This is a genomic window from Terricaulis silvestris (genome assembly GCF_009792355.1).
Taxonomy (GTDB): Bacteria; Pseudomonadota; Alphaproteobacteria; order Caulobacterales; family Aquidulcibacteraceae; genus Vitreimonas; species Vitreimonas silvestris.
The window spans coordinates 616,554-639,760 of sequence record NZ_CP047045.1 but is presented as its reverse complement, the minus strand read 5'-3'; the positions used below and the strand labels follow the sequence as shown (position 1 = coordinate 639,760).

The 23,207-nt window shown below is 62.9% G+C and carries 23 protein-coding genes; 11 read left to right on the top strand and 12 right to left on the bottom strand.

Features of this window, described 5'->3' with window-relative positions:
- Positions 1-2: 2 nt before the first annotated feature.
- Both DSM104635_RS02935 and DSM104635_RS02930 read left to right on the top strand, forming a co-directional pair.
- A complete protein-coding gene (locus DSM104635_RS02935; RefSeq protein WP_158764766.1) occupies positions 3-755 on the top strand; it encodes an enoyl-CoA hydratase-related protein in 753 nt (250 codons plus the stop codon).
- Between the two features lie 10 nt (positions 756-765).
- Entirely contained in the window at positions 766-1,611 is an 846-nt protein-coding gene (locus DSM104635_RS02930; RefSeq protein ID WP_158764765.1) for an alpha/beta fold hydrolase, read from the top strand.
- Here DSM104635_RS02930 and DSM104635_RS02925 read toward each other — a convergent pair.
- Together DSM104635_RS02925 and DSM104635_RS02920 are read right to left on the bottom strand one after the other, a co-directional pair.
- Entirely contained in the window at positions 1,604-3,157 is a 1,554-nt protein-coding gene (locus tag DSM104635_RS02925; protein WP_158764764.1) for a class I adenylate-forming enzyme family protein, read from the bottom strand. The two genes, DSM104635_RS02930 and DSM104635_RS02925, sit on opposite strands and share 8 nt — an antisense overlap.
- On the bottom strand, positions 3,154-4,077 hold the full coding sequence (locus tag DSM104635_RS02920; protein WP_228445818.1) for an acyl-CoA thioesterase: 924 nt from the start codon (positions 4,075-4,077) through the stop codon (positions 3,154-3,156). Before DSM104635_RS02920 ends, DSM104635_RS02925 begins: the two co-directional genes overlap by 4 nt.
- A gap of 131 nt (positions 4,078-4,208) precedes the next feature.
- On the opposite strand from DSM104635_RS02920, the gene DSM104635_RS02915 reads away from it, so the two are divergent.
- Both DSM104635_RS02915 and DSM104635_RS02910 read left to right on the top strand, forming a co-directional pair.
- Positions 4,209-4,940 carry a nitroreductase gene (locus DSM104635_RS02915; protein ID WP_158764763.1) on the top strand — a complete coding sequence of 244 codons (732 nt, stop codon included), beginning with the start codon at positions 4,209-4,211 and terminating at the stop codon, positions 4,938-4,940.
- 11 nt (positions 4,941-4,951) lie between these two features.
- Complete coding sequence (locus DSM104635_RS02910) at positions 4,952-5,482, top strand: nuclear transport factor 2 family protein (protein WP_158764762.1); 531 nt, start codon at positions 4,952-4,954, stop codon at positions 5,480-5,482.
- Here the strand turns inward: DSM104635_RS02910 and DSM104635_RS02905 are convergent.
- Genes DSM104635_RS02905 through DSM104635_RS02890 form a run of 4 tightly spaced genes read right to left on the bottom strand, consistent with a single transcriptional unit; the run spans position 5,479 to position 9,221 of the window.
- A complete protein-coding gene (locus DSM104635_RS02905; RefSeq protein WP_228445817.1) occupies positions 5,479-6,681 on the bottom strand; it encodes a dihydrolipoamide acetyltransferase family protein in 1,203 nt (400 codons plus the stop codon). The two genes, DSM104635_RS02910 and DSM104635_RS02905, sit on opposite strands and share 4 nt — an antisense overlap.
- 10 nt (positions 6,682-6,691) lie before the next feature.
- Positions 6,692-7,672, bottom strand: coding sequence for an alpha-ketoacid dehydrogenase subunit beta (locus DSM104635_RS02900; protein ID WP_158764760.1), 981 nt, complete (start codon positions 7,670-7,672; stop codon positions 6,692-6,694).
- Positions 7,669-8,661, bottom strand: coding sequence for a thiamine pyrophosphate-dependent dehydrogenase E1 component subunit alpha (locus tag DSM104635_RS02895; RefSeq protein WP_158764759.1), 993 nt, complete (start codon positions 8,659-8,661; stop codon positions 7,669-7,671). The genes DSM104635_RS02900 and DSM104635_RS02895 overlap by 4 nt, the downstream gene beginning before the upstream one ends.
- On the bottom strand, positions 8,658-9,221 hold the full coding sequence (locus tag DSM104635_RS02890; protein WP_158764758.1) for a VOC family protein: 564 nt from the start codon (positions 9,219-9,221) through the stop codon (positions 8,658-8,660). Before DSM104635_RS02890 ends, DSM104635_RS02895 begins: the two co-directional genes overlap by 4 nt.
- A 195-nt stretch (positions 9,222-9,416) precedes the next feature.
- On the opposite strand from DSM104635_RS02890, the gene DSM104635_RS02885 reads away from it, so the two are divergent.
- From DSM104635_RS02885 to DSM104635_RS02870, 4 genes are read left to right on the top strand one after another with little or no spacing between them, the layout of a single operon-like run.
- Entirely contained in the window at positions 9,417-10,487 is a 1,071-nt protein-coding gene (locus DSM104635_RS02885; protein ID WP_158764757.1) for an LLM class flavin-dependent oxidoreductase, read from the top strand.
- Positions 10,484-11,635, top strand: coding sequence for a CaiB/BaiF CoA transferase family protein (locus tag DSM104635_RS02880; protein ID WP_158764756.1), 1,152 nt, complete (start codon positions 10,484-10,486; stop codon positions 11,633-11,635). The genes DSM104635_RS02885 and DSM104635_RS02880 overlap by 4 nt, the downstream gene beginning before the upstream one ends.
- Before the next feature lie 11 nt (positions 11,636-11,646).
- Positions 11,647-13,638, top strand: a complete 1,992-nt coding sequence (locus DSM104635_RS02875; RefSeq protein ID WP_158764755.1) for an oxidoreductase — start codon at positions 11,647-11,649, stop codon at positions 13,636-13,638.
- Positions 13,639-14,433 carry an SDR family NAD(P)-dependent oxidoreductase gene (locus DSM104635_RS02870; protein ID WP_158764754.1) on the top strand — a complete coding sequence of 265 codons (795 nt, stop codon included), beginning with the start codon at positions 13,639-13,641 and terminating at the stop codon, positions 14,431-14,433. It abuts the gene before it with no gap.
- Here DSM104635_RS02870 and DSM104635_RS02865 read toward each other — a convergent pair.
- Genes DSM104635_RS02865 through DSM104635_RS02855 form a run of 3 tightly spaced genes read right to left on the bottom strand, consistent with a single transcriptional unit; the run spans position 14,430 to position 17,067 of the window.
- A complete protein-coding gene (locus DSM104635_RS02865) occupies positions 14,430-15,086 on the bottom strand; it encodes a TetR/AcrR family transcriptional regulator (RefSeq protein WP_158764753.1) in 657 nt (218 codons plus the stop codon). The two genes, DSM104635_RS02870 and DSM104635_RS02865, sit on opposite strands and share 4 nt — an antisense overlap.
- 21 nt (positions 15,087-15,107) lie before the next feature.
- Positions 15,108-16,271, bottom strand: coding sequence for an acyl-CoA dehydrogenase family protein (locus DSM104635_RS02860; RefSeq protein WP_158764752.1), 1,164 nt, complete (start codon positions 16,269-16,271; stop codon positions 15,108-15,110).
- A gap of 1 nt (position 16,272) precedes the next feature.
- Positions 16,273-17,067: an enoyl-CoA hydratase/isomerase family protein gene (locus DSM104635_RS02855; protein WP_158764751.1), complete on the bottom strand. Its 795-nt coding sequence runs from the start codon at positions 17,065-17,067 to the stop codon at positions 16,273-16,275.
- Between the two features lie 129 nt (positions 17,068-17,196).
- Here DSM104635_RS02855 and DSM104635_RS02850 point away from each other — a divergent pair, with 129 nt between their 5' ends.
- On the top strand, positions 17,197-17,802 hold the full coding sequence (locus tag DSM104635_RS02850; RefSeq protein ID WP_323368337.1) for an NUDIX domain-containing protein: 606 nt from the start codon (positions 17,197-17,199) through the stop codon (positions 17,800-17,802).
- An 11-nt stretch (positions 17,803-17,813) separates the two neighbouring features.
- Here DSM104635_RS02850 and DSM104635_RS02845 read toward each other — a convergent pair whose 3' ends face one another.
- The gene (locus DSM104635_RS02845) at positions 17,814-18,716 is read right to left on the bottom strand and encodes an AraC family transcriptional regulator (RefSeq protein WP_228445815.1); all 903 of its coding nucleotides are present in this window, start codon (positions 18,714-18,716) and stop codon (positions 17,814-17,816) included.
- 162 nt (positions 18,717-18,878) lie between these two features.
- On the opposite strand from DSM104635_RS02845, the gene DSM104635_RS02840 reads away from it, so the two are divergent.
- A complete protein-coding gene (locus DSM104635_RS02840; protein ID WP_158764748.1) occupies positions 18,879-19,826 on the top strand; it encodes an SDR family NAD(P)-dependent oxidoreductase in 948 nt (315 codons plus the stop codon).
- A gap of 208 nt (positions 19,827-20,034) precedes the next feature.
- A complete protein-coding gene (locus DSM104635_RS02835; protein WP_158764747.1) occupies positions 20,035-21,105 on the top strand; it encodes an LLM class flavin-dependent oxidoreductase in 1,071 nt (356 codons plus the stop codon).
- 2 nt (positions 21,106-21,107) lie between these two features.
- On the opposite strand, the gene DSM104635_RS02830 is transcribed toward DSM104635_RS02835, so the two are convergent.
- Positions 21,108-21,860, bottom strand: coding sequence for an alpha/beta fold hydrolase (locus DSM104635_RS02830; protein ID WP_158764746.1), 753 nt, complete (start codon positions 21,858-21,860; stop codon positions 21,108-21,110).
- 15 nt (positions 21,861-21,875) lie between these two features.
- Positions 21,876-23,153 carry an acyl-CoA dehydrogenase family protein gene (locus DSM104635_RS02825; protein ID WP_158764745.1) on the bottom strand — a complete coding sequence of 426 codons (1,278 nt, stop codon included), beginning with the start codon at positions 23,151-23,153 and terminating at the stop codon, positions 21,876-21,878.
- Positions 23,154-23,207: the final 54 nt, after the last annotated feature.

Sequence of the window (23,207 nt, the reverse complement as noted above, 5' to 3'; positions counted from 1 at the left end):
GCATGAGCGACATTCAAGTCCAGACCTCAGATCACGTGATGGTCATCACGCTCAATCGCGCACACAAAAAGAACGCGATCACGGATGCGATGTACGGCGATTTCGCCGATGCGTTGAAGCGCGCGGCGGAGGACGGCGATATCCATGTCGCGCTCATCAACGCCGATGGCCCCGATTTTTGCGCCGGCAACGATATCGGCATGTTCGTCGACACGGTCGCTGCCGGTGCCGACATTTCGCAATCGAACACCTCGCCCTTCCTCAAAGCGATCAGCACGTTCCCAAAGCCGCTGGTCGCCGCCGTGCGCGGCAAAGCCATCGGTATCGGCACAACGATGCTGCTGCATTGCGATCTTGTGTATGTCGCCGACGACGCCGCGCTCCGGCTCCCGTTTATCGATCTGGGGCTTGTGCCCGAGGCGGGATCGGCGCGCTTGATGCCGGCGCGCATCGGGCACGCGCGCGCTTTCGCGCTATTCGCGTTCGGCGAAGCGATGAGCGGCGCGGAAGCCGCTGCTCTCGGGCTGGCCAACGCCGCCGTCCCCGCCGACCAGGTGAACGAGAAAGCCCTGAGCGCCGCTCACGCTTTGGCGAAGAAGCCACCGGCCGCGATCGCGGCCACGAAAGCGCTGATGCGCGACGCGGGCGCCATCGCCGCTTCCATTGCCAGCGAGCGCGACGCTTTCATCGCGCAACTGGCCTCGCCCGAAGCAAGCGCAGCGTTCGCCGCCTTCGCCGCGCGTCGAAAAGGCTGAACGCGGCCCAATGAGCGAGAGCGAACTGATCCCATTTGCGACGCCGGACGGGCTGTCCCTCGCCGGCGAGATACGCGGCCCCGCCGATGGAGCGCTCGTCGCGCTGCTGCACGGCGGCGGCCAAACACGACACGCGTGGACCGGTGTCGCCACACAACTTGCCACCGCCGGCTTTCGCGCCATGACGTATGACGCGCGCGGTCACGGCGACAGCGCCTGGTCCGATCAAGGCGATTACGAACTGACCACTCACGCGCGCGATCTTCAAGCCGTGCTCCGCACATTTGGAAAACCAGTGGCGGTCGTGGGCGCCTCAATGGGCGGCGTCAGCGGACTATTGACCGCGGCGGAAGCGCCAGAGCTGCTCAGCGCGTTGGTGCTGGTCGACATTGTGCCGCGTTTCTCTCCGCAAGGCGTCGAGCGCATTCGCACCTTCATGCAAAGTCATCCGCAGGGCTTTGCGACGCTTGACGAAGTCGCCGCCGCCGTGAGCGCGTACAATCCCGGTCGTACACGCCCCGCCGATCCCGCCGGCCTAATGAAGAATCTTCGTAGCGGCGATGATGGCCGCCTCCGCTGGCATTGGGATCCAGCGATCATGAACGCGGCGCCGACGCACGCCGTGGGAGACGCCCTGACCGACGCCTTGTCTCGCCTGCCGGCGTCGCTGCCCACACTGCTGGTGCGAGGCGCCGAAAGCGATGTCGTCGACGCCGACGGCCTCGAAGAATTCCGCCGCCACGCGCCGCACGCCGAAGTCGCCTCGATCGCGCGGGCCGGCCACATGGTGGCAGGCGACCGCAATGATGCGTTCAGCGGCGCGGTGTTGCCCTACCTACGGCGCGTGCTCAGTTAGCGGGCGCCGCGACGGCGGCCACGCCGCCATGGGCGTTCTTCAGTGCAGTGCGATCGATCTTGAGCGTCGCGTTGCGCGGCATTTCTTCGATCGTAACCAGGTATTTTGGCTGCTTGTAGCGCGCCAGCTTGTCGGCGGCATGCGCAAGCAAACTCTCAAGCGTCACGCTCGCGCCCTCGTGAGACTGCACCACCGCAAGGCCAACTTCGCCCCATTTCTGATCGGGCACGGCGATGACCGCGATCTCTTTCACACCCGGCGCCTGCGCCAGGACAAGCTCCACTTCCGCCGGGTAAACGTTCTCGCCGCCGGAGCGATACACTTCGCGCAAGCGATCGACGATGTAGAGCCGGCCAGCTTCGTCGGCGCGCGCGCAATCGCCCGTCTTGAACCAGTCACCGCTGAAGTAGTCCTCGCGCGGGCGCCGCCAATAGCCTGGCGTGATAGCGCCGCCCTTCGCCCAAATTTCTCCCACCTCGCCTTGGGCAACATCGGCGCCTTCGCGATCAACCAGTCGCACCTGCGTGCCTGCCACAACCGAACCAGAGCAATTCTTCGACGCGAGCTCGTCGCCCGCTTCGAGAACGCTGACGATCGGGCCGCACTCCGTCGAACCGTACGAGAGTTGCAGAAAAAATCCCCGCGCGCGCCAGGTCTCATGCACCCATTTCGTTTGCGGTCCCCAGCCCCCGAACAGCGCCGTTTTCAAAGCCGGAAACATGGCGCCCGCGAACTGTGGCAAGGCGGTGATCATTTCGTACATTTGCAGCACGCCGCACATATGAGTGATGCCGACCTTCGGATCGGTCAGCAGCTTCAAAGCGACGGCGGGATCGAACCGGCGCACGGTGGTGACCTGCCCGCCCCAAAACAGCGTGGCATTGGTGTAGGTATTGAGACCACCGGCGTGGAACAGCGGTACGACATTGAGATGGTTGTTGCCGCGTTCGGCGAGGCGCGATGCGTGTGCGAGATTGATCGCGTGCTGCTTTAGTGAGCAGTGGCTGCACATGGCGCCTTTCGGCAAGCCGGTCGTGCCCGACGTATAGAGTATGTGCGTGATCTCGGCCTCGTCATGCACGCCACCAGGCATCCCCGCGTCGCCGGCGTCCATCAGCGCCTCGTACTCGCTGACGTCCGATGCATCACCCCATGAAAGGCGCAACTGGATGTCCGCCGCTTCCGCCACTGCTTCGGCGGTCGTGCTCCACGTATCATCGTAGACGATGATGGAGGGCTCGGCGTCGTGCATCAACGTGACCAGCTCGCCGACAGCGAGACGCCAGTTCAATGGCACCAAGATGAGCCCCGCGCGCATGCACGCGAATTGCAGCTCGAACGTGCGGATGTCGTTCTCTGCGATCGTGGCGACGCGGTCACCGCGCTCAAGCCCCATGTCGTGACGCAGCACATGGGCCAAGCGCGCCACGCGCGCCTCCATCTCGCCCCAAGTTGCGGTGCGCCCACGCTCCACGCTCGTGACGGCCGGCGCGTCCGGACGGCGGCCTGCGTGATAAGATACCCAATCATGGACGCTGTCGCTCATCGTCCACTCCCTTCGGTCGTTTCCTTGATGAAGATTTCCTGCGCGACGGAGGCTATGAGCCGACCGCCGCGATCAAAGAAGCGGCCCGTGGTGAAACCGCGCCCGCCGCCCCCCCGCGAAGATTCTTGCACGTGCAGCAGCCAGTCGTCGAAGCGGACGGGCTGATGCAGCCAGAAACTGTGGTCAAGCGAAGCCCCGAATATGCCGCGTCCGGCGATGAGATCCTCCCAACGGATCGGATGTCGCGCCGTTGCGGCCTCGGCCATGGTAAGGTCGCTCGCATAGAGGAGCAGGCACGCGTGCAGGAGCGGATCGTCTGGCAGCGCGTCGTCCGCGCGCATCCAGAGCAGATTGCGCCCCTCGCCAATCTCTGGATCCCATGGCCGTCGATTGACGTGGCGAATATCGACCGGCCAAGGAACGCCAGCGTTCAACGGCAGTTCGTCGCCGTGGATCGCGATCAGCTGCTCATCACGCGACGCAAGCGTCTCCGGCGCCGGCGCATCCGGCATGGCCCACTGATGCTCCAATCCCTCGCCCGCGGCGCAAAACGAAAACATCATCAGGCACACGCAGTGGTCATTCTGTTGAGCGCGCACCAAGCGGTTGGAGAATGTCCGCGTCTCGCGCACGCGCTCGACATGAAACTCAAGCGGGACGGTTGGGTCGCCCAAGCGAAGGAAGTAACAGTGCGCCGAGTTTGGTGGGCGGGCGCCATCAACGGTGGCCGCCGCCGCCCTGAGCCCCTGTGCGAGCATCTGGCCACCATAGACGCGATCGAACACGTCCGACTGCTTGGCCGCCCGAAACCGATCCGCACCCGCAGGTTCAATGCTGAGAAGGTCTTCGATGACGTGCCGCAGCATGCCGAGGCGCGCATCCCGGCAGGTTTCGCGAGGAGTGTCGCCTGCAGCCGTCAACTTGATCTAGTCCTCCGCCTCAATCCGTTACCACTCACTGATAGGCTGATCAACGCCTCCAACGCTTCAGGCCGTGCGGGAGTAGTTGCTGCGCTATCGCCCGTTGCCGCAAACACTGTATGTTATATGGTATGATTGAGCCACTCCCAAGCGACCGCGCGGCTAACGGTCTGGAAGCGCAAGTCTTGGCGCAGCTCATCGCGGCGCGCCGCTCTTGCCGTGGCTTCCTTCCGCAGTCTGTGCCGCGAGCGGTGATCGAGACGATGCTGCGCACTGCCCAGGGCGCGGCTTCGTGGTGCAACTCGCAGCCTTGGCAAGTGATCGTTACCGAGGGCGACGCCACCAACGCGTTCCGCGACGCGCTCTACGCGCACGCGTCGCAAGCGAACTGGGCCGATCAGCGCGAACGTCGCGAGGAACCGGACTTCCCATTCCCGCTTCGTTATGTCGGCGTCTACAAGGAGCGTCAGCGCGAAACCGGCTGGGCGCTCTACCGCAGCGTGGGTGTCGTTCAGGGCGATCGCGAAGGTTCGGGCCGTCAGGTCCTGGAAAACTTCCGCCTCTTCGGCGCGCCGCACGTTATGATTCTCACCACCGAGGAGGATTTGGGAATCTACGGCGCCATCGATTGCGGAAGTTATCTGGCCAACCTGATGCTGACCGCGCAGAGCCTTGGCTTGGCCACGATTGCGCAAGCGGCACTGGCGGGTTGCGCGGATTTTGTTCGTGACTATTTCGACATTCAGGCCAACCGAAAGATCGTGTGCGCAGTCTCGTTTGGCTATGAAGACCCCGATCATCCCGCCAACAGCTTCCGCACGACGCGCACGGATTTGAGCGAAGTCGTCCGGTTCATCGAATAATCGAGGATAAGATGGCGACCGAAGAGCACAGCGCGCTGCAGCAATTGCTGGACAAAGAAGCGATCCGCGAATGCCTCATGCGCTATTCGCGCGGCATGGATCGGCGCGACCGGGCTATTCTAGCGACCGCCTACTGGCCTGAGGCCATTGACAATCACCTAAGCTTTTCAGGACCGGTCTCGGACTTCTTCGATTTCTCTCTGGCGCTCACCGCCGACATGCGCACGCATCACATGCTCGGCAACATCCTTGTGGAGTTCGCGAGCCCGAGCGCGGCGCACGCGGAAACCTATTATATCGCGGCGCACGAACGCACTGTCGTGACCGGGCGGGAGGATTTCATCATCCACGGCCGCTATCTCGACCGCTTCGAGAAGCGCGGCGAAGAATGGCGCATCATCGAGCGCACGCTCACGTGCGACATGTACTCGATGCGACCGAGCACTGCCGATTGGGTCAATGGTCCGTACGCCAAGATCAAGACGCAAGGCGGTTCCGTGCCCGAGGATCCGCTCTACTGGGTGTTCGCGGACAAGCCCTAAGCGCCAGCGCGCGCAATGAGCAGACGCGACGGGCTTTCAATCAGGCTGACGATTGTCGACAGCAGCCGCGCCGCGGGCGCGCCGTCGACGGCGCGGTGATCGCACGCGAGTGTCAGCGTAATTTCGCGGACGGCGCTTGGCTTTCCGCGCGCGTCGGGCCGGACAACATGCTGCGGGGCGCCGACGCCGAGAATGTAGGTCTGATCAGGATCGATGATCGGCGTGAGGGAACGCACGCCAAACATGCCGACATTGGAAATGCTGATCGCGGCGGGCGCCGCATCGCCAGGGCGCATCTTTCCCGCCTTCGCGCGCTCGATCGCGCCCGCCATCGCCGCCGCGAGCTCGCGCGGCGCAAGCTTATCGGCGTCTTGCAGCACCGGCGCCATGACGCCAAGCGGCGTTTCGACCGCAACGCCCACGCCGATCGCGGCCAGCGGCGTGGCAATGTCGCCGCGCCATACGACATTGGCATCAGGATGTTCCGCCAACGCCCGCGCGATGGCGGCGACAAAAAGCGCCGTCACACTCAGTTTCGGCGCGGCCGGGTCCCTTCCCAAATCCTCGCGTAGCGCAGCCAACGCATCGAACTTGGCGTCCGCCGAGAGATAGAAGTGAGGTATCTCCGCCTTACTCCGCGACAAACGCTGAGCGATGAGGCGGCGCATCTCCTGTTCGCGCGTCAAATCGGGCCGAATGCGTGCAACCTGCGCGGTCACAATGGCGCCGCGTTGACCAATTGCGGATTCGACATCGCGAGCCTGGATGCGCCCACGCGGGCCTGTGCCCGTCACACTCGCCAACGCGATGTTGTGCAGCGCGGCCATGCGCCGGGCAATCGGTGTCGAGAGCAAGCGCCCGCCGGATTCGGCGGCCGTACGCAACGGAGCGCGCTCAATGCCGGTGCGCGGCGAAGCTTGCACCGCCGCACTGCTTGCATCGGCGGCGCGCTGCGCCTGCCCGGTCCAAAGCGCAACCGGTGCGCCGACCTCGATCGTCGCGCCGGTCTCCGCCAGCAGCCGCGTAATGCGTCCTGCCGCGGGCGCTTCGATCTCGTTGCTGATCTTATCGGTCTCGACGACGAATATGATCTGGCCCGCAACGACTTCGTCGCCAGGCTCGACGCGCCATTCCGCTAGCACGCCTTCCTGCATCGTCAGCCCCAGCTTGGGCATCACGATGGGAAGCTCGGCATCCAAGGATTGCGCACTATCCATAGGTCGACCGCGCGGCTTCAACGATTTGTGCTTCGCCGGGGAGATACGCCGCTTCCAGCCCGCGCCCGAAAGGCACCGGCATGAAGGCGCCGCCTACGCGCACGATCGGACCGTCGAGTTCGTCAAAACCAACGTGCGCCATCCGCGCGGCGATCTCGGCACCGACGCCGAACGCCTCGACCGCCTCATGCGCCACCACAAGCCGATGCGTGCGCGAAAGCGATTCCAACACGGTCGCTTCGTCCCATGGCTGGATAGTGCGAAGGTCGATCACTTCCGCGTCGATGGACTCCTGCGCGAGCCGATCCGCCGCGGCCAGTGCTTTTTGAACCATGGCCCCGTAGGTCACGATCGTTACATCCGTCCCTGGGCGAACGATGTTCGCAACGCCGAGCCGCGCCTCAGGCGGCGGCGCGGACAACTCGCCCTTCATCGCATAGAGCGACTTGTGCTCGATGAAGATCACGGGATTGGGATCATCGATCGACGCCTGCAGGAGCGCATACGCGTCGTCCAAAGTCGCCGGGCACACAACTTTCAAACCGGGTATGTGTGCGAACCACGCCTCCAGACACTGCGAATGCTGTGGGCCGGCGTTCAGGCCGCCGCCATGTTGCGTGCGGATGACGAGCGGCACCGCGCCCTGCCCGCCAAACATGAAGTGCAGTTTCGCGGCTTGGTTGACGACGGCATCCATCGCCAGGGCGATGAAATCCATAAACATGATTTCGACAACGGGCCGATAGCCGCTCAGCGCCAGACCCACGGCCATGCCCGCGATGGCGTTCTCCGAAATTGGCATGTCGATGACGCGCGCACGCCCGTGCTTTTCCTGAAGGCCGCGCGTCACGGCAAACGAACCACCGGCTTTGCCGATGTCTTCGCCCATCAGCACGACGGTCGAGTCGCGGGCCAATGCATCATCCAAGGCCCGGTTGATGACGTGGCCCAATCGAACGGCGCTCGCGCTCATGGCTTCACCCCTTGCGCGTAAACTTCTTCCGCCGCCGATTGCAGCGTCGGCTCATCGCTGCGGCGCGCGGCCTCGATTGCAGCCGCGACCTGGGTGCGTGCGCGTTCGCTCAATTGATCGAGGTCGCCGGCTGACGCGCCGGCCTCCTCCAACAACAAGCGGGTTTTTGCCAACGGATCGACGGGCGCCGGTCCAGCGCCGCGATAGCGTTGCGCGTCGCCCTCGAAGTGCCCGCGCGCGCGGACCGTAATGCACTCAAGCACTCTGGGGCGCCGGTCACGACGCATGGCGTCGATAATTTCCGATGCAACCGCCGAGACTTCTTCGAGGTCGCTGCCGTCGACGCGGCGGTAGTCGATTTTGTGCGCGGCCGCGAGATCTTCGAGCGAGAACACAATTTGCGTGCTGGTCGGGCTGAACTCCGACCAGCCATTATTCTCGCACGCGAACAGCACCGGAATCTGCATCAACGAAGCAATGTTGAGGGATTCGTGGAACACGCCTTCCGCCAGCGCTCCGTCGCCAAAGAAAGATGCCGCGATAGCGTCTCCGCCACGCAGCTTGTGGGCCAGGCCGCTGCCAACCGCGATCGCAACGCCGCCGCCCACGATGCCGTTCGCACCCAACATCCCGACAGACAAGTCAGCGACGTGCATGCTGCCGCCCCGCCCCTTGCAGGCGCCGTCAACTTTTCCCATCAGCTCCTTGAAGAAGGAGTCGAGCGCCAATCCCTTCGCCAAGGCGTGACCGTGGCCACGATGCGTGGACGAGATGGTGTCCTCCGCGGTCATCGACGCCATGACGCCGACGCTGACCGCTTCCTGCCCATCGCTTAAGTGAATGAAGCCGGGAATTTCGCCTTCTGCAAACAGCACGCCGCACATCCGCTCAGCTTCGCGGATGAGCACCATGCGCTCGTAAAGGTCGAGCAACTCCGCGCTTCGGCGATTCGACGACGCCTTCTTCTCGGCGGCCTTCGTCACGCTCATCTGGCCGGTTGGCGCGGCGGCGCACGGTATTTTTGCGCCGTCGAGCGCGTGAACGTTCCCTCGTAATCCGGGATCGTTGACGGCGTATCGTCCGCGAGGATTTCCTCAGCTTCAATCCGGTCAGCTTCGTTGACCGGCCGCGTATCGTAGGTCCACTCGATCCAATTGCCGTCCGGATCGTAGGTGTAGATTGAGCGGATAAAGGCGTGATCGGTTTCCGAGACGTGATAGCCGGCGTCGAGCCAACGTTGCTTACGCTCTTGCATTTCCTCTTCGCCTGAACACTCAAACGCGAAGTGGTTGATCCAACCGGGCAGGCCCAGGCCCTTGGAGATCGCGCTGCGCCACTCGTCAGGCTGCACTTGTACGCCTTCGATGCCCTTCAGGTCCCAGATGGCCATGAACTTGCCGCGGCCCATGTCGTAAAACATGTGCTTGGTCCAGCCGCCGCCCGGCGCCATGCGTTTCACGCCGGCGACAAGCTTGAAGCCCATGACCTCGGTGTAGAAGTGGTGTGAGGTGTCGAAATCCTTCACGGCGATTGCGAAGTGATGGATCATTTCGGCTCCCTTTGCTCGGCCCGCGAAACAAAACCGTGTTGGATAAACTAACATCGTACGAATTAGCCTGGCAACGGCTAATATTGCGGCTAGGAACCCGTTGAGGCGGGCATCCCGCCAATCCTTATGGCCTGTGGTTGCCTCCATAAAACATACAGTGTAAGACATCGCGGGTAACAGCGCGGGAAGGCGGGTATGAAAGTCAGCCTCATGTCCTTGGGCGACATCATGGACGACCCGGTTACGGGCCGCCCATTCTCAGCCCAAGAACGGTACCGCATGACGATCGAGGCCGCCGCAGTTGGCGACCGGGTGGGCCTGCACGGGATTTATATCGGCGAACACCACGGTATTGATTACACGTTTTCCGCCCCACCAGTGCTGCTCAGCGCCATCGCCGAACGGACAACCAATTTGCGCGTCGGCACAGCGGTGGCGTTGGCCGCCAATCTCGACCCTTTCCGCTTGGCCGAGGACTACGCCACCGTGGACGTTATTTCGGGCGGCCGGCTCGATCTCGTCACGGGCCGCGGCAACTTCTTTGAGGGCACCTACACACTGTTTGGCCAGTCGGTGTCTGATTCTCCTGCCCGTTTCAGCGAGTCGATGGAGCTCCTGTGCAAGCTCTGGCCAGGTGAGCCGGTGCATTGGATCGGCGCGTTCCGGCCCCCGATCAACGGTCAACGCCTGCAGCCGACGCCGTTGCAGCAAGGTGAGCTGCCGTTCTGGGTTGGCGGCGGCTCGTCGCCCGACACCGCCAAGCTCGCGGGCCGGCTTGGCTTAAAGCTCATGCTGCCGAGCGCCTTCGGCCGGCCCGACAAGTTCGCGCCCATGGCCGACGTCTACCGCGAAGCGTTCGCCGCCGCTGGGCATAAACACGCGGCTCAAGTCGGCGCTTGTTGGCACGGCTGGGTCGCAAAGAACGACGCCATTGCGCGCAAACGGTTCGAGCCACGGTACGAAGGTTATCATGCGTTCAATCAGCGCGTGATCCGGAGCGTCAACCCGAATCCGCCAGCCTATCTGACGGCGGCGTTCGACTACGACTTCCTCACGTCCGCCGGTCCCGCCATCGTCGGCGGACCACAACGCTTTGCGGAACGTCTGCTTGAGGTCTCCGCCCTCGTCGGCAGCGACCTCAATCTGATCAAGATGGACATGGGCGGCGTGGGGCGCGAAGAATATGTGGAGATGGTCGAAATTCTCGGGCGCGAGGTAATCCCTTTGGTCAGCGATGCGCCTGAACCGCGCGCGGCGCGCGCGTGACAAAGCCGCTGCCTTCGCGCGGCCCACTCAAGGACGTACGCGTTCTCGACTTGGCTGGATTGGGCCCAGCCCCCTTCGCAACGATGATGCTCGCGGATTTCGGCGCAAAGGTGCTGAGCATTCGCCGTCCTGATCCCATGCCGTTCGATCCCGCGGCGGCGATGGCGCGAGGCAAGCAATCGATCGGCCTGGATCTTCGCAGCGCGGAAGGACAGGCCGTCGCGCGCAGATTGGCAAAGCACAGCGACGTGTTGGTCGAAGGTTTTCGCCCCGGCGTGATGGAACGGCTGGGGCTTGGACCCGAAGCGTTGCTGGAGGCCAATCCGCGCCTGATCTACGCCCGCCTCACCGGTTGGGGCCAAACCGGCCCGTATGCGCGTCGCGCTGGGCATGACATCAACTATCTCGCGATTTCAGGCGCGCTCGGCACGATTGGCGAAACGACGCCGGTTGCGCCGCCTGCTCTGTTGGGCGATCTCGCCAATGGCTCCTATCCGTTGGTGATTGGCGTGTTGTTGGCGCTGCACGAGCGCGAGACGACGGGCCGTGGCCAAGTGGTGGACGCCGCCATTGCCGATGGCGCCGCCTACATGCTCAACGGCATGTTCGGTGAAATGGCGCTCGGTCTTTGGGACGGCGACAAGCGCCATCAATTGCTCTCGGGCGCTGCGCCGTTCTACGGGGTCTATCGGTGCGCGGATGGCCGCTATTTCTCGGTCGGCGCTATCGAGCAGAAATTCTACGCATCGATGCTGAACGTGTTGGGGCTGACCGATGTCGACTCCTCAGTCCCCGCGCAGATGGATCATTCAAAGTGGCCGGCGCTGAAGCAGCGCATCGCCCTTGTCATCCAGACGCGCACGCAAGCGGAATGGACCGCGCTGTTCGCCGACGCTGAAGCCTGCGGCGCCCCGGTGCTCGATTTCGATGAATTGCCGCACGATCCGCATTTGGCCGAACGCAGAACCGTGCAGACGTCGGGCGCCGCAAAGGTATCCGCGCCGGCGCCGCGCCTCTCCAACCATCCCGACTTGGTGAACCTCTCCCCCATCGGCGACGCTGGTCCAACCGAACTCCTCGCGGAAGCTGGTTTCGACGCCGCGGAAATCGACTCTCTCCTTTCGCAGAAGATCGTCTGGTCAGCCTGAGGCGCGAAATCATGGCGCTCACTCACATCCTCGAACCTATCCGCATCAACAAGCTTGAGGTCAAGAACCGCATCGCGCGCGCGGCCCACGGCACCAGCTACGGCAAAGGCGGCATAACCGAGGATCTGATCGCCTACCACGAGGCGCGCGCAAAAGCGGGCCTTGGCCTCAACATCCTCGAAGCCACGGTGGTGCATCCGTCGTCCTACACGCACACCGTGGCGGCGTGGGATGACAGCATTATTCCGGGGTTCACCGCGCTCGGGGACGCACACCACAAGCACGGCGCGCGGATGTTCGTGCAACTCTGGCACGGCGGCCACCGTTGGGCGCCCGCTGATGGGCGCGCGCCACTCTCGGCGTCAACCGTTCCGTGTCCGCTCGGCGCCGTGAATACGCCGTTTGCGATGACGCACGATCAGATCGAGGAGATTACCGAGGCCTTCGTCGCGACCGCGTTGCGCGTGCAAGCCGCTGGCCTCGATGGCGTCGAACTTCACGCCGGGCACGGTTATCTGCTGCACCAATTTCTATGCCCGCTCACTAACAAGCGCGACGATGAATACGGTGGCTCGCTCGAAAACCGGATGCGCCTCACGCGCGACATTCTGATCGCGCTCCGCAAAGCCGCCGGCCCCGATTTTCCGATCGGCATCCGCATTTCCGACTACAACGTCCCCGGCGGGTTCACCTTTGAGGAAGCCGGCGAAGTCGTCGCGCGGCTCTGCACCGAAGGGCACGTTGACTATGTCAGCGCTTCCATGGGCAGCCCCTATTCCATCGCTTCGATGCTGGGCGCCATGGATATGCCCGTGGGCTACATGCTCTCCTCCGCCGGTCCGATCGCCGCGCGCGCAACGGTGCCGACGATGATCGCCGGGCGCTACCGGACCTTGGAAGAAGGCGACCAAGCCATCCGCGAAGGCAGCGCCGACATGGTGAGCTTCGTGCGTGGCATGATCGCTGAGCCCGATCTGATCGCAAAGACCGTCGCCGGCAAAGCCGACCGCGTGCGCCCGTGCATCGCCTGCAATCAAGGCTGTGTCGCCGGCATCCGCACGTCGCTGCAGCGCATGCTATGCACCGTCAATCCCGCCGTCGGGTTCGAGGCAACGCTCTCGGAAGATTTGATCAAGCCCGCGAAATCGCCGCGCAAAGTCGTCATTGTCGGCGGCGGTCCCGCCGGCCTGGAGGCCGCCCGTCTTGCAGCGCTCAGCGGTCACAAGGTGGTGCTGTTGGAAGCGCAGGCCGCGCTCGGCGGCGCCATTCAAATCGCGCGCCAAGCGCCGAAGCTGCAGACTATCGGCGACATCATCTATTGGCTCGAGCAAGAGATCTACACGCTTGGTGTCGACGTGCGGCTGTCCACCTATGTCGAAGCGGAAGACGTGCTGGCAGAGAAGCCAGATGTCGTCATCATCGCCACCGGCTCGTTACCCCGCATGGACGGCTTCCAAGTGCAGCGTCCAGAACGGCCAGTGCCAGGCTTCGACCGCGGCCACGTGCTCTCCTCGCACGACGTGTTTCAGCGTCCGCGCGACACGCTTGGGAAGAGCGCCGTCGTGCTGGACGATGTCGGACACTACGAAGCGATAGCGGTGGCGGAGCATCTGATCACACAGGGTTTGAAAGTCACATTCGTGACGCGCCATTCCTCCTTCGCGCCCCACATCGAGGCCATGGTGCGCAGCGATCCTGCATTGGGCCGGCTACGGCAAGGCGATTTTACGCTGCACGTGCGCGCGCGCTTGGTATCGATCGGCGCCGACGCCTGCGAGGTCGGCTACATCGATGGCGAACAAGTCTGGCGCGAACCCGCTGACACGGTCGTCCTCGTCACCTACAACGAACCGCAAACGGACTTGTATCGCGCGCTGGGCGGAGGGCTGCGCCAAAAACCGGCATATGCGCTGCACCTGATCGGCGACGCACAGGCGCCGCGCGACCTGCTCATCGCCATACGCGAGGGCCATCTGGCGGGCCGCATCCGGGAGGACGCCTGAATGCTGAACGATAAGATCGCGATCGTCACCGGCGGCGCCAGCGGCATCGGCGCCGCAACTTCCAAGCTGTTGGCGAAGAATGGCGCGCATGTGTTCGTGCTCTCAGAAAAACCAGCCAGCGCCATGCAGGCGGTCTGCGCCGACATCGCCGGGAGTGGCGGCCACGCAACCGCCCTCACCTGCGATGTGACCGACAGAGCTTCGATCACCGCGGCACTTCTGGCCGTCGAGAAAACGCACGAACGGCTTGACGTCCTTGTCAATTGCGCGGGCGTTTTCTTTCGCGCGCCGCTGCAGGAAATGCCGACGCAGCACGTCGACCTGATGTTCGCTGTCAACACTCTCGGCGCGATCTCGATGGTGCAGGCGGCGCTGCCGCTCATGCGTAAGAGCGGTGACGGCGGCGCCATCGTCAACATCGCATCGGCCGCCGCACAGCTGGGGGTCGAGGGTTGCGCTGTCTACGCCGCTAGCAAGGCGGCGCTGGTGCATTTCACCCGAACCATGGCACCTGAACTCCGCCGCACCGGCATTCGCATCAACAGTGTCGGTCCGGGTTCGGTGCGAACGCCCATGCTCGGCTTCGCGGGCGACGAGCTGACGCCGGAGCAGGAAGTATCCATGGCAAAGCGCACCGCGAACTCACCGAGCCCGTATGGCAACGCCATGATGGAACCGGAAGACATCGCGCAGGTCGTTTTGTTTTTGTGTTCGGACGCCGCCCGCGCATTGCAGGGTTCGCTCGTTCTCGCCGACCAAGGATTCTCGGCGGCGATGGCCGCGCCCGGCGGCTAGACCAAAGCGAGGCGCACGAGTTTGAGGTACGTCTGCACGACGTCCTCTGGCAGCTTCTTGTTGCCGTCGCCGTACTTAATGTAGCCGAGATAGAGATAGCTGCGCGCGCCCATCAAAGCGTACGCAAGCGCTTCGACTTCCTTCGCCGAGAACTTTCGGATCTCGCCCGCCGCAATACTACGGCGCAAAGATCGCGCGTAGGATTCAAGAACGATCTTGAAGTGCGCCCGATGCGCCGCAGGCGCTGCCATCTCGGCCTCGTTCAACACGCGAACAAATCCGGTGTTGCGGCGGCAGAAGTCGAAGAACGCGCGAAACCCCTCCTCCTCGATCGCGAGGTAAGTCTTCAAACCCTGCACGCGCTCGTGAATGTAGCGAACGAGGTCCTGGCCGACGTGCGGCAACAGCTCATCGAACAGCGCCTGGCGGCTTTCGAAATAGAGATAAAACGTGCCCTGCGCGATTCCGGCTTGTTCGGTGATGCGGGCGATGGAGGCTTCGGCGTAGCCGAGTTCACCCACGATATCGGCTGCGGCGCGAAAGATGGTTTCGCGCAAAAGCTCCGCTTTCTCCTCGCGCGTTGGTTTCGGCGCCGGTCGCGCGCGTCGCATTCGCGACGCGGGAGCAGCGGACTTGGCGGCAGCATCCTTCATTGGCCTCGATCCTTCCACGGCCTAGGTTGGACGGATACCCATCGTCTTGAAGATGTTGTTTTTCTGGATCGCCGTAGAGCCGCCAATGATTGGCAGCAGCAGCGCATCGCGGACATAGCGCTCAACGTCAAACCCTTTGACGTAGCCATAAGCCCCAAAAATGGTCTGGCACTCAAGCGCGATCGATTTCGCCGCTTCGGTGGCGAACAACTTCGCCATGGACGTTTCCCGAGAGCATGGCAGGTGCTGGTCGGCCAGCCACGCAGCATGGTAGAGCACGAGCCGCGCCGCATGCAGTTGCGTCGCCATTTCCGAGAGCTTGTGTTGGATCGACTGATAAGAGCCGATCCGTTTGCCGAATTGCTGGCGCTGCTGCACGTACTCCAGCGCATCTTCAAGCGCGGCGCGGGCGATCCCAATACCGATCGCGGCGACCTCCAGTTTTTCGACGTCCAAGCCGGAGCCCGTGATCATGGACCAGCCGCGGTTCCAGCCCTCCTCGCCGCCGAGCAGGTTTTGAATGGGCACTTCGACACCATCGAACACAACGTCCGTGGTTGCCGCGCCCTTCATGCCCAGCCCTTCGATCGTCGTGATCGTGACGCCAGGCGCGGTCGGCGGCACCAGAACGACCGAAAGATTGTTACGCCGATCCTCAGGCGGGCCGCTGCGCGCTAGCGTGAAAATGTAGTCGCAAATCGCAGCGCCGGAACAGAAGCGCTTTTGCCCGTCGACGCGAAGTACGTCGCCGTCCCTCACCACCTTCGTCTTAACGCTGGCCACATCAGCGCCGACATCGGGCTCGGTCCAGCCGTAAGCGAAGAGAAGATCGCCGGAGGCCACCCGCGGCAACAATTCTCGCTTCTGTTCCTCGCTCGCACATTCGTCCAGGTTCATACCTGCGTAACAAGCGGCCATGATGTATGGCACCGAAACAGCCAAGCTACGCCGCGACAATTCCTCGACCGTAATCATGGTTGCGAGAATATCGCGGCCTACGCCGCCGTACTCCTCCGGCACCGTCAGGCCCATGACGCCGAGCTGCGCCAGTTCGTTGAACACCTCACGCGGGAACGCGTTTTCCTTGTCCCATTGCGCGGCAGACGCGCGCGGCATGCGCTTCTCGACGAAACGAGACAGCGTGTCCCGCAGCTGCTGGATGTCCTCGGATTCGGTGAAATCCATGTCAGGCGCCGGTGAAGTTGGGTTTTCTCTTTTCGAGAAACGCCGCCACCGCCTCTTTGTGCTCCGCGGTCTGGTTGGACATCGCCTCGTAGGCAATCGACGCATCCATGATGGAATGAGCTAATTGCTTCAAACCGATGTTGACGGAGACCTTGGTCCAGCTGATCGCCTTGATTGCGCCCTGCGTGAGACGCCGCGCAAAGGCCGCAACCGCTTCATCGAGTTCGGCGGCGGGCAGTGCGTGGTTGACCAGACCTATGCTGGCGGCGCGCTCTGCGGTGATCAAGTCGCCTGTCATCAACAGCTCTTTTGCCCGCGCATAACCGATGAGCTGCGGCCAAATCACCGCGCCGCCGTCGCCAGCGACGAAGCCCACGCTGACATGCGGATCGCCCAGCTTGGCGGCGTCCGACACGAAGATCACGTCGCACAGGAGCGCCATGGTGCAGCCAAGCCCGGTGGCGTGACCATTGACCTTGGCGATGATCGGCTTCTCGCAATCGAGGATGGAAAAGACGATCTGTTTGGCTTCGCGGCCGGTCTTTTCGAACTTGGACTGATCCTCGATCATGTCCTGCATCCAGCGAATATCGCCGCCGGCGCAAAAGGCGCGGCCTGCGCCGGTGAAGATGATGACGTCGGATTCCGGGTCGCGCGCCGCTTCCGTAAACACGCGCGCGAGTTCCTCGTGCATCAAGGCGTCGGTGGCGTTGAGCTTGTCGGGACGGTTCAGCGTGATCGTCAGCACGCGGCCTTCGCGGCTGAACACGATGGTTTGGTAGGTGGAGAAATCCATGGCGCAGGCTCCCGGGGGCAGCAGAACGCCCAACCTAGACCATCGTCACATAGTGAGCAATGACTCATCGTTCATTTATGGTTCGGGACGAACTAGCTCGCTCGCACGAAGCGTTTGTTTTCGGACGGAATGCGACGCATAACGCGACGCATGTCCCCGTTCTGCGCGCAGTGTGGAGTTCCCCAGCCGCCGGCCGACCAAGGCGAGTCCTTTCGTTGTTCGTCCTGCGGTAACATTCACAACAACGGGCCCCAACTGCTCACGCTTGTGGCGGTCTACGCCGAAGACAAATTGCTCATGATCCGACGTGGCGTTGATCCCTACCGTGGGAAATGGGCGCCGCCCGGTGGCTACGTCGAAAAGGGTGAATCGGTTGAGGCTGCGGGCTCGCGCGAAGTCTTTGAAGAGACCGGCCTGCTGATCGAGCCCTCGAACCTGCTCACGCATGGCGTCATCAGCATCACCGCCCTCAACCAAGTCCATATCTGTTTGATGGCAATGTTGGAGAAAGCGACGCCATTGCGCGCGGGCGCCCCCGAGGCGCTGGACGCGCAATGGTTCTCGGCGGACGCCTACCCACATGACGAAGTTTGGGATCCGTTCCTCTCGATCAGCGTCGCCGCCGTCTATCATCCCTGCAGGACCCAGCGCCTTCCCCTGCTCCAGCAGACCGACAACGCCAGACGCGTGGTGTTCACCGATGTCGGCTTTTCGCATCCCTGGGAAAAAATCTAGAGACGAGGGCCTCAGGCGCTCGCATCTGCGGTGGCCGCACCGCTGAGGAGGCGCAAGGCGTCGCGCGCGGGTGGTAGGCCGAATTGACGCGCATACTCGCGGCTGAATTGGGATGCGCTCTCGTAGCCAACGGCATAACCAACGCGCGCCGCATCCCGCTTGGTCGCTAGCATGAGGCGCGCCTGTTGAAGGCGTATACTTTTTTGGTACTGCAACGGACTCATCGCAGTGGCCGCCTTGAAGTGACGATGAAAAGACGCTGTGCTCATCCCGGCGACCGCGGCAAGCGTTTCGACGCGCAGGTTTTGATCGAAGTGCTCGCGGATCCAAGCGATGGCGCGGCGCACTTGCCCCAAGCGGCCGTCGGCGTTTGCAATTTGGCGAAGAGCGCCGCCTTGCGGACCTTGCAGCAAGCGATAGAGGATTTCGCGCTTTAGCATCGGCGCGAGCACAGGAATGTCGCGAGGCGTGTCGAGTAAGGCCATCAGCCGCACGCACGGGTCCAACAATTGCGCCGTCACCGGACTCACCGCGAAGCTTGCTTTATCACCGTCGGTCGAAGCCGGTGTCTCGACTAGAAGCGCTGCCAACGCCTCCGGATCAAGCACCATGCTGAGGCCGACATACGGATGGTTCGCGTCTGCCTCGATGATACAGCCGGTGGCGGGCACCTCCAAAGATGCGATGAAATACCTGGTCGGATCGTAGCGCATGCACCGATCGCCGATCGTCACCTCCTTCGCGCCCTGCAGCACCAGACAGAAGCGCGGCTGGAACATACCGACCGTGGGCTGAGTCTTCTGGCGCGCGACGGTGATAGCGATGCCAGGGATCGCGGCCTCAACGGCGCCATCAGCGTGGCGGGAGGCTAACGCGAGCAGATTTTCGAGGTGCCCTTGCATAGCGTTGAACATCGGCCAGCGCGGAGACCCCGGCAAGGCGTGGACGCGTACTCTTGAGAGGAATAGGCAAGGATTCGCATTGATCAGGTACCCTCGTGGTCGCCTGGGGCGCCATTTAGGCAAGGCGTGCGGCGAACCCTTCCGGCTTCGCCCGACCCTCAAAGGAGCCCTCCCGTGGCCAAGACATTTGGAGCGAAGTCCACAACCGACGACGTGCTTGAAGGCGTCGATATCACAGGCAAGCGAGTCCTCGTCACCGGTGTTTCCGCGGGTCTCGGCGTCGAGACGGCACGCACCCTTGCCGCGCACGGCGCAAGCGTCATCGGTACGGCGCGCAATCTCGAAAAGGCGAGGAGCGCCACGGCGCATATCCCCGGCATCGAGCTGATCGAGATGGACCTCGCCTCGCTCAAGAGCGTGCGAGCCGCCGCGGACAAGCTCAACGCCGACGGCCAAAAGTTCGATCTGGTCATCGCCAACGCCGGCGTAATGGCGATTCCGACGCGGACCCTGACCGAGGATGGTTTCGAAACGCAGTTCGGCACAAACCACCTCGGCCATTTCGTCTTCATCAACCGCATCGCGCCGCTGTTCGCGCCGGGATCGCGGCTGGTGAACCTGTCGTCGTCCGGGCATCGCTATTCGGACGTGAACCTGGACGATCCGAACTTCGAGCGCACCGAATACACTGACTTTGGCGCTTACGGGCGTTCGAAGACCGCAAACGTCCTATTCGCAGTAGAGTTCGATCGTCGCCACCAAGCGCGCGGCGTGCGTGCGACTGCGGTGCATCCGGGCGGCATCGAGACCGAACTCGCGCGTCACATGGCGCCAGGTGCGCTTCAATCCATTGTGACGCAGCTCAACGTCCAAGCGCAAGCGCGCGGCGAACCGGCGTTCGAGCTCAAGACGATCCCACAGGGCGCAGCGACGAGCGTGTGGGCCGGCGTGGTCGCTCCCGCGGAGGATGTGGCGGCACGCTTCTGCGAGGATTGCCACGTCGCCGATGTCACCGACGCCGGCGACGAAGTCCGCAGCGGCGTGCGCTCCTACGCGCTCGATGGCGAACACGCGAAAGCGTTGTGGACCAAGAGCGAGGAGATAGTTGGCGAGCGGTTCTGAAACAACGCGCGGCCGCCCTAGCCTGGGCGGCCGCGCGTATCGGTCAGCGCTCGGGAGGAGCATCGCTCCATCAATTTAACATTGTTTAAGCTTAAATCACCGCTGTTTTGCTGTATAATTGAAGTCTTTTTTGTCTGGCCCGGCCTGCCCTTGCGCACATAAACCCAACACCGTAAGGTGAAAGCCAGGTCGCAAGGTGGAGCGGTTCGTGAAGGTAAGCCTTATGTCGCTGGGGGACATCGTCGATGATCCCATCACTGGCCGCCCGTTCTCCGCACCTGAGCGCTACCGTATGATGATTGAGGCGGCCGAAGTCGGGGACACGTTGGGGCTGCACGGGATCTATATCGGCGAGCACCACGGCATCGATTACACCTTCTCGGCGCCGCCTATCCTCATGAGTGCGATAGCGGCGCGCACGACAAAGTTGCGCGTCGGAAGCTCGGTGGCGTTGGCAGCCAATCTCGACCCGCTCCGCATGGCGGAGGACTACGCCACGGTAGATGTCATCTCCGGCGGTCGCGTCGATCTCGTTGTCGGGCGTGGAAATTTCTTCGTCGACACCTACGCCCTGTTTGGTCAGTCCATCGATGATTCCTATGCGCTCTTCTCAGAGTCGATCGAGTTGGCGTGCGAGCTCTGGCCTGGAAAGCCAGTGCACTGGGCTGGAAAATTCCGCGCACCGCTCAAAGGACAAAAGCTTCAACCCACACCCGTCCAACAAGACACGCCGATCTGGGTCGGCGGCGGCAGCTCGCCGGAGACGGCAAAACTCGCGGGCCGGCTGGGATTAAATCTCATGCTACCCAGCGCATTCGGAAAGCCCGGTAAGTTCGCACCGATGGCGGACGTCTATCGCGAGGCCTTTGCCGAAGCGGGCCATAAGCACAAAGCGCAAGTCGGCGCATGCTGGCACGGTTGGGTCGGCGCCACCGCGGCAAAAGCGCGAGCGCGTTACGAGCCGCGTTATCGCGCCTATCACGCCTTCAACACCGCTATCATCAAGAGCGTGAACCCGGATCCCCCGCCCTATCTGACGGCTACGTTCGATTATGATTTCCTGACCACTGACGGCCCCGCCATCGTCGGCGGCCCCGCGGAGTTCGCGGAACGCCTGAGCAAAGTCGCCACCACCGTCGGCGCTGACGTCAATCTCATCAAGATGGACATGGGCGGTGTGCCACGCGAGGAATTTGTCGACATGGTTCGGCTGCTCGGCGAGGAAGTTATTCCGAAGCTGCCGTCGTCGGCGCCGGCAGTCGCAAGGGTCAGCGCGTAAGACTACGCGTCATCGCCAGCGCTCGCCTCCTCATGAATGATCTTGGCGAGCTCGTGCGGCGCCGAGAAGAATGGTGAATGATCGGAGTCGATCGAGCGCTTTCGTTGAATTGATGAGCGGTCGCAAATCCAATGCTGCGCCGAAACCGGAAATGCCTGGTCATCGGTGCAAACGATATACGACTTAGGGATCCGTCCATATCGGTCGTGCGAGAGGACGACAGGCTCTCTAATCGGCGCCGCCGCTTGGGGTCTTAGCCGAGCCGTGGCGCGGCGAACGATGTCGGGCGTGCAGCGATTGTAGAAAACTTCTTCGGCCATAGCCGGATCAAATTCGACAGCGCCCTCGATCGAACTCGGCCGCAGCGCGCGCGACGCGGATTGCGGGTGCTCCATCAAGGGTAAACTCCCCATCGAGTCGCCGCTCTGCGGCGAGACGGCGGTGAGATAAACGACTCTGGCGACATGCTCGCGAGCATTCTCCGCCGCTTGCGAAACCGGCACGCCGCCCATCGAGTGTCCGAGCAAAAGTGCGGGCGCATCGCGGCTCTTCAAGATGCCCACGATACGCTCAACATAATCCGCGAGATGAACGTTCGCCGGCGGCGTCGCATCATCGCCCAGGCCCGGCAAATCCAACGTCTGCACCTCGTGTCCGTACGACATGAGAATTGGCGTCAACACTTCCCAGCACCATGCGCCGTGAGCGGCGCCATGTACGAGGACGATCCGATTAATGCCAGGAGCAGGCGCCATTTTAGGTCTCCACCTTTATTCCGAAGCCAGCCCAAACTTTTCGCGGGCGCGCGCACGCGCTGTCGGCAAGTGGTAGCTGGGAAACAGCCTGTCAGTCGGCTCGTACTTGCGCAGCGTCTGCCGCGCGACAGTGATCTTGTGAACTTCCGTCGGCCCGTCCGCCAATCCTACCAGGAAGGAATTGGCGATCATCGCCATGAATGGCATCTCATCTGACATGCCGATCGATCCATGCAGATGCAAAGCCCTCGCGGCGATGTCATGCAGCACCTTGGGCATGGCCGCCTTCACCGCGGCGATGTCGCGGCGTACTTTTCGGTAGTCCTTATGCTTGTCGATGAGCCACGCGGTCCTCATCACAAGAAGGCGAAACTGCTCAAGCTCGATCCAGCAATCGGCGATCTTCTCCTGGACCAATTGCTTCTCCGCGAGCGTCGAGCCTTGGGTGAAACGCGACAGTACCCGCTCGCAAGTCAAATCGAACGCCTTCCGCGCTTCGCCGATCGTGCGCATGGCATGATGAATGCGGCCGCCGCCGAGACGCGTTTGCGCTACGACAAACGCATCCCCTCGCCCGCCTAGGATGTGGTCGGCCGGCACCCGAACGTCATTGTACCGAATATAGGAATGCCCCGAGCTCGCCTCGCCGGCGTAACCAACGGTGCGAATGATCTCGATGCCGGGCGTGTCGGACGGCACGATCAGCATCGACATGCGCCGATAGGGATCGGGGTGATCCGGCTCGGTCACCGCCATGACGATCAAGAACGCGGCCAGGTGTGCGTTCGATGAGAACCACTTTTCTCCGTTCAACACCCACGCGTCGCCATCGAGACGGGCCGACGTCGTGAAGACAAGCGGATCGGCACCGCCCTGCGGTTCAGTCATCGAGAAGCATGATACGATTTCGTTTGCGAGAAGCGGCTCTAGAAAACGCCGCTTCTGCTCAGGCGTGCCGTAATGCGCGAGGATTTCTGCGTTGCCCGTATCAGGCGCCTGCGCGCCAAATACTGTTGGCGCAAATCTCGAGCGCCCGAGAATCTCATTGAGAAGGCCGAGCTTGACCTGCCCGTAGCCGGCGCCGCCGAGTTCGGGCCCGAGATGGCACGCCCACAAACCCTGCGCCTTCACTTCCGCTTGCAGCGGACGCACGAGGCGCACGAAGTCGGGATTGCCGACGTCATACGCCGATCCCAAAACGAGATCCAACGGCTCGACCTCAACGGTGACGAACGCGCTCACCCAATCGAGCTTCTCCTGAAACTCCGGCTCGGTTTCGAAATCCCATGCCATTCTGGTGCGCCTCTAATTTTCCCAGCGCGCCTTGCGCGATGGAGTGACTGGATG

What these genes read in the sequence shown, in the direction of transcription:
- DSM104635_RS02935 (WP_158764766.1), top strand. Translation starts at nt 3, where the DNA reads ATGAGCGACATTCAAGTCCAGACCTCAGATCACGTGATGGTCATCACG.
- DSM104635_RS02910 (WP_158764762.1), top strand. Translation starts at nt 4,952, where the DNA reads ATGGCGACCGAAGAGCACAGCGCGCTGCAGCAATTGCTGGACAAAGAA.
- DSM104635_RS02855 (WP_158764751.1), bottom strand. Translation starts at nt 17,067, where the DNA reads ATGGATTTCTCCACCTACCAAACCATCGTGTTCAGCCGCGAAGGCCGC.
- DSM104635_RS02930 (WP_158764765.1), top strand. Translation starts at nt 766, where the DNA reads ATGAGCGAGAGCGAACTGATCCCATTTGCGACGCCGGACGGGCTGTCC.
- DSM104635_RS02830 (WP_158764746.1), bottom strand. Translation starts at nt 21,860, where the DNA reads ATGGCGCCTGCTCCTGGCATTAATCGGATCGTCCTCGTACATGGCGCC.
- DSM104635_RS02895 (WP_158764759.1), bottom strand. Translation starts at nt 8,661, where the DNA reads ATGAGCGTGACGAAGGCCGCCGAGAAGAAGGCGTCGTCGAATCGCCGA.
- DSM104635_RS02865 (WP_158764753.1), bottom strand. Translation starts at nt 15,086, where the DNA reads ATGAAGGATGCTGCCGCCAAGTCCGCTGCTCCCGCGTCGCGAATGCGA.
- DSM104635_RS02825 (WP_158764745.1), bottom strand. Translation starts at nt 23,153, where the DNA reads ATGGCATGGGATTTCGAAACCGAGCCGGAGTTTCAGGAGAAGCTCGAT.
- DSM104635_RS02870 (WP_158764754.1), top strand. Translation starts at nt 13,639, where the DNA reads ATGCTGAACGATAAGATCGCGATCGTCACCGGCGGCGCCAGCGGCATC.
- DSM104635_RS02890 (WP_158764758.1), bottom strand. Translation starts at nt 9,221, where the DNA reads ATGATCCATCACTTCGCAATCGCCGTGAAGGATTTCGACACCTCACAC.
- DSM104635_RS02875 (WP_158764755.1), top strand. Translation starts at nt 11,647, where the DNA reads ATGGCGCTCACTCACATCCTCGAACCTATCCGCATCAACAAGCTTGAG.
- DSM104635_RS02845 (WP_228445815.1), bottom strand. Translation starts at nt 18,716, where the DNA reads ATGTTCAACGCTATGCAAGGGCACCTCGAAAATCTGCTCGCGTTAGCC.
- DSM104635_RS02885 (WP_158764757.1), top strand. Translation starts at nt 9,417, where the DNA reads ATGAAAGTCAGCCTCATGTCCTTGGGCGACATCATGGACGACCCGGTT.
- DSM104635_RS02925 (WP_158764764.1), bottom strand. Translation starts at nt 3,157, where the DNA reads ATGAGCGACAGCGTCCATGATTGGGTATCTTATCACGCAGGCCGCCGT.
- DSM104635_RS02915 (WP_158764763.1), top strand. Translation starts at nt 4,209, where the DNA reads ATGATTGAGCCACTCCCAAGCGACCGCGCGGCTAACGGTCTGGAAGCG.
- DSM104635_RS02860 (WP_158764752.1), bottom strand. Translation starts at nt 16,271, where the DNA reads ATGGATTTCACCGAATCCGAGGACATCCAGCAGCTGCGGGACACGCTG.
- DSM104635_RS02850 (WP_323368337.1), top strand. Translation starts at nt 17,197, where the DNA reads ATGCGACGCATAACGCGACGCATGTCCCCGTTCTGCGCGCAGTGTGGA.
- DSM104635_RS02900 (WP_158764760.1), bottom strand. Translation starts at nt 7,672, where the DNA reads ATGAGCGCGAGCGCCGTTCGATTGGGCCACGTCATCAACCGGGCCTTG.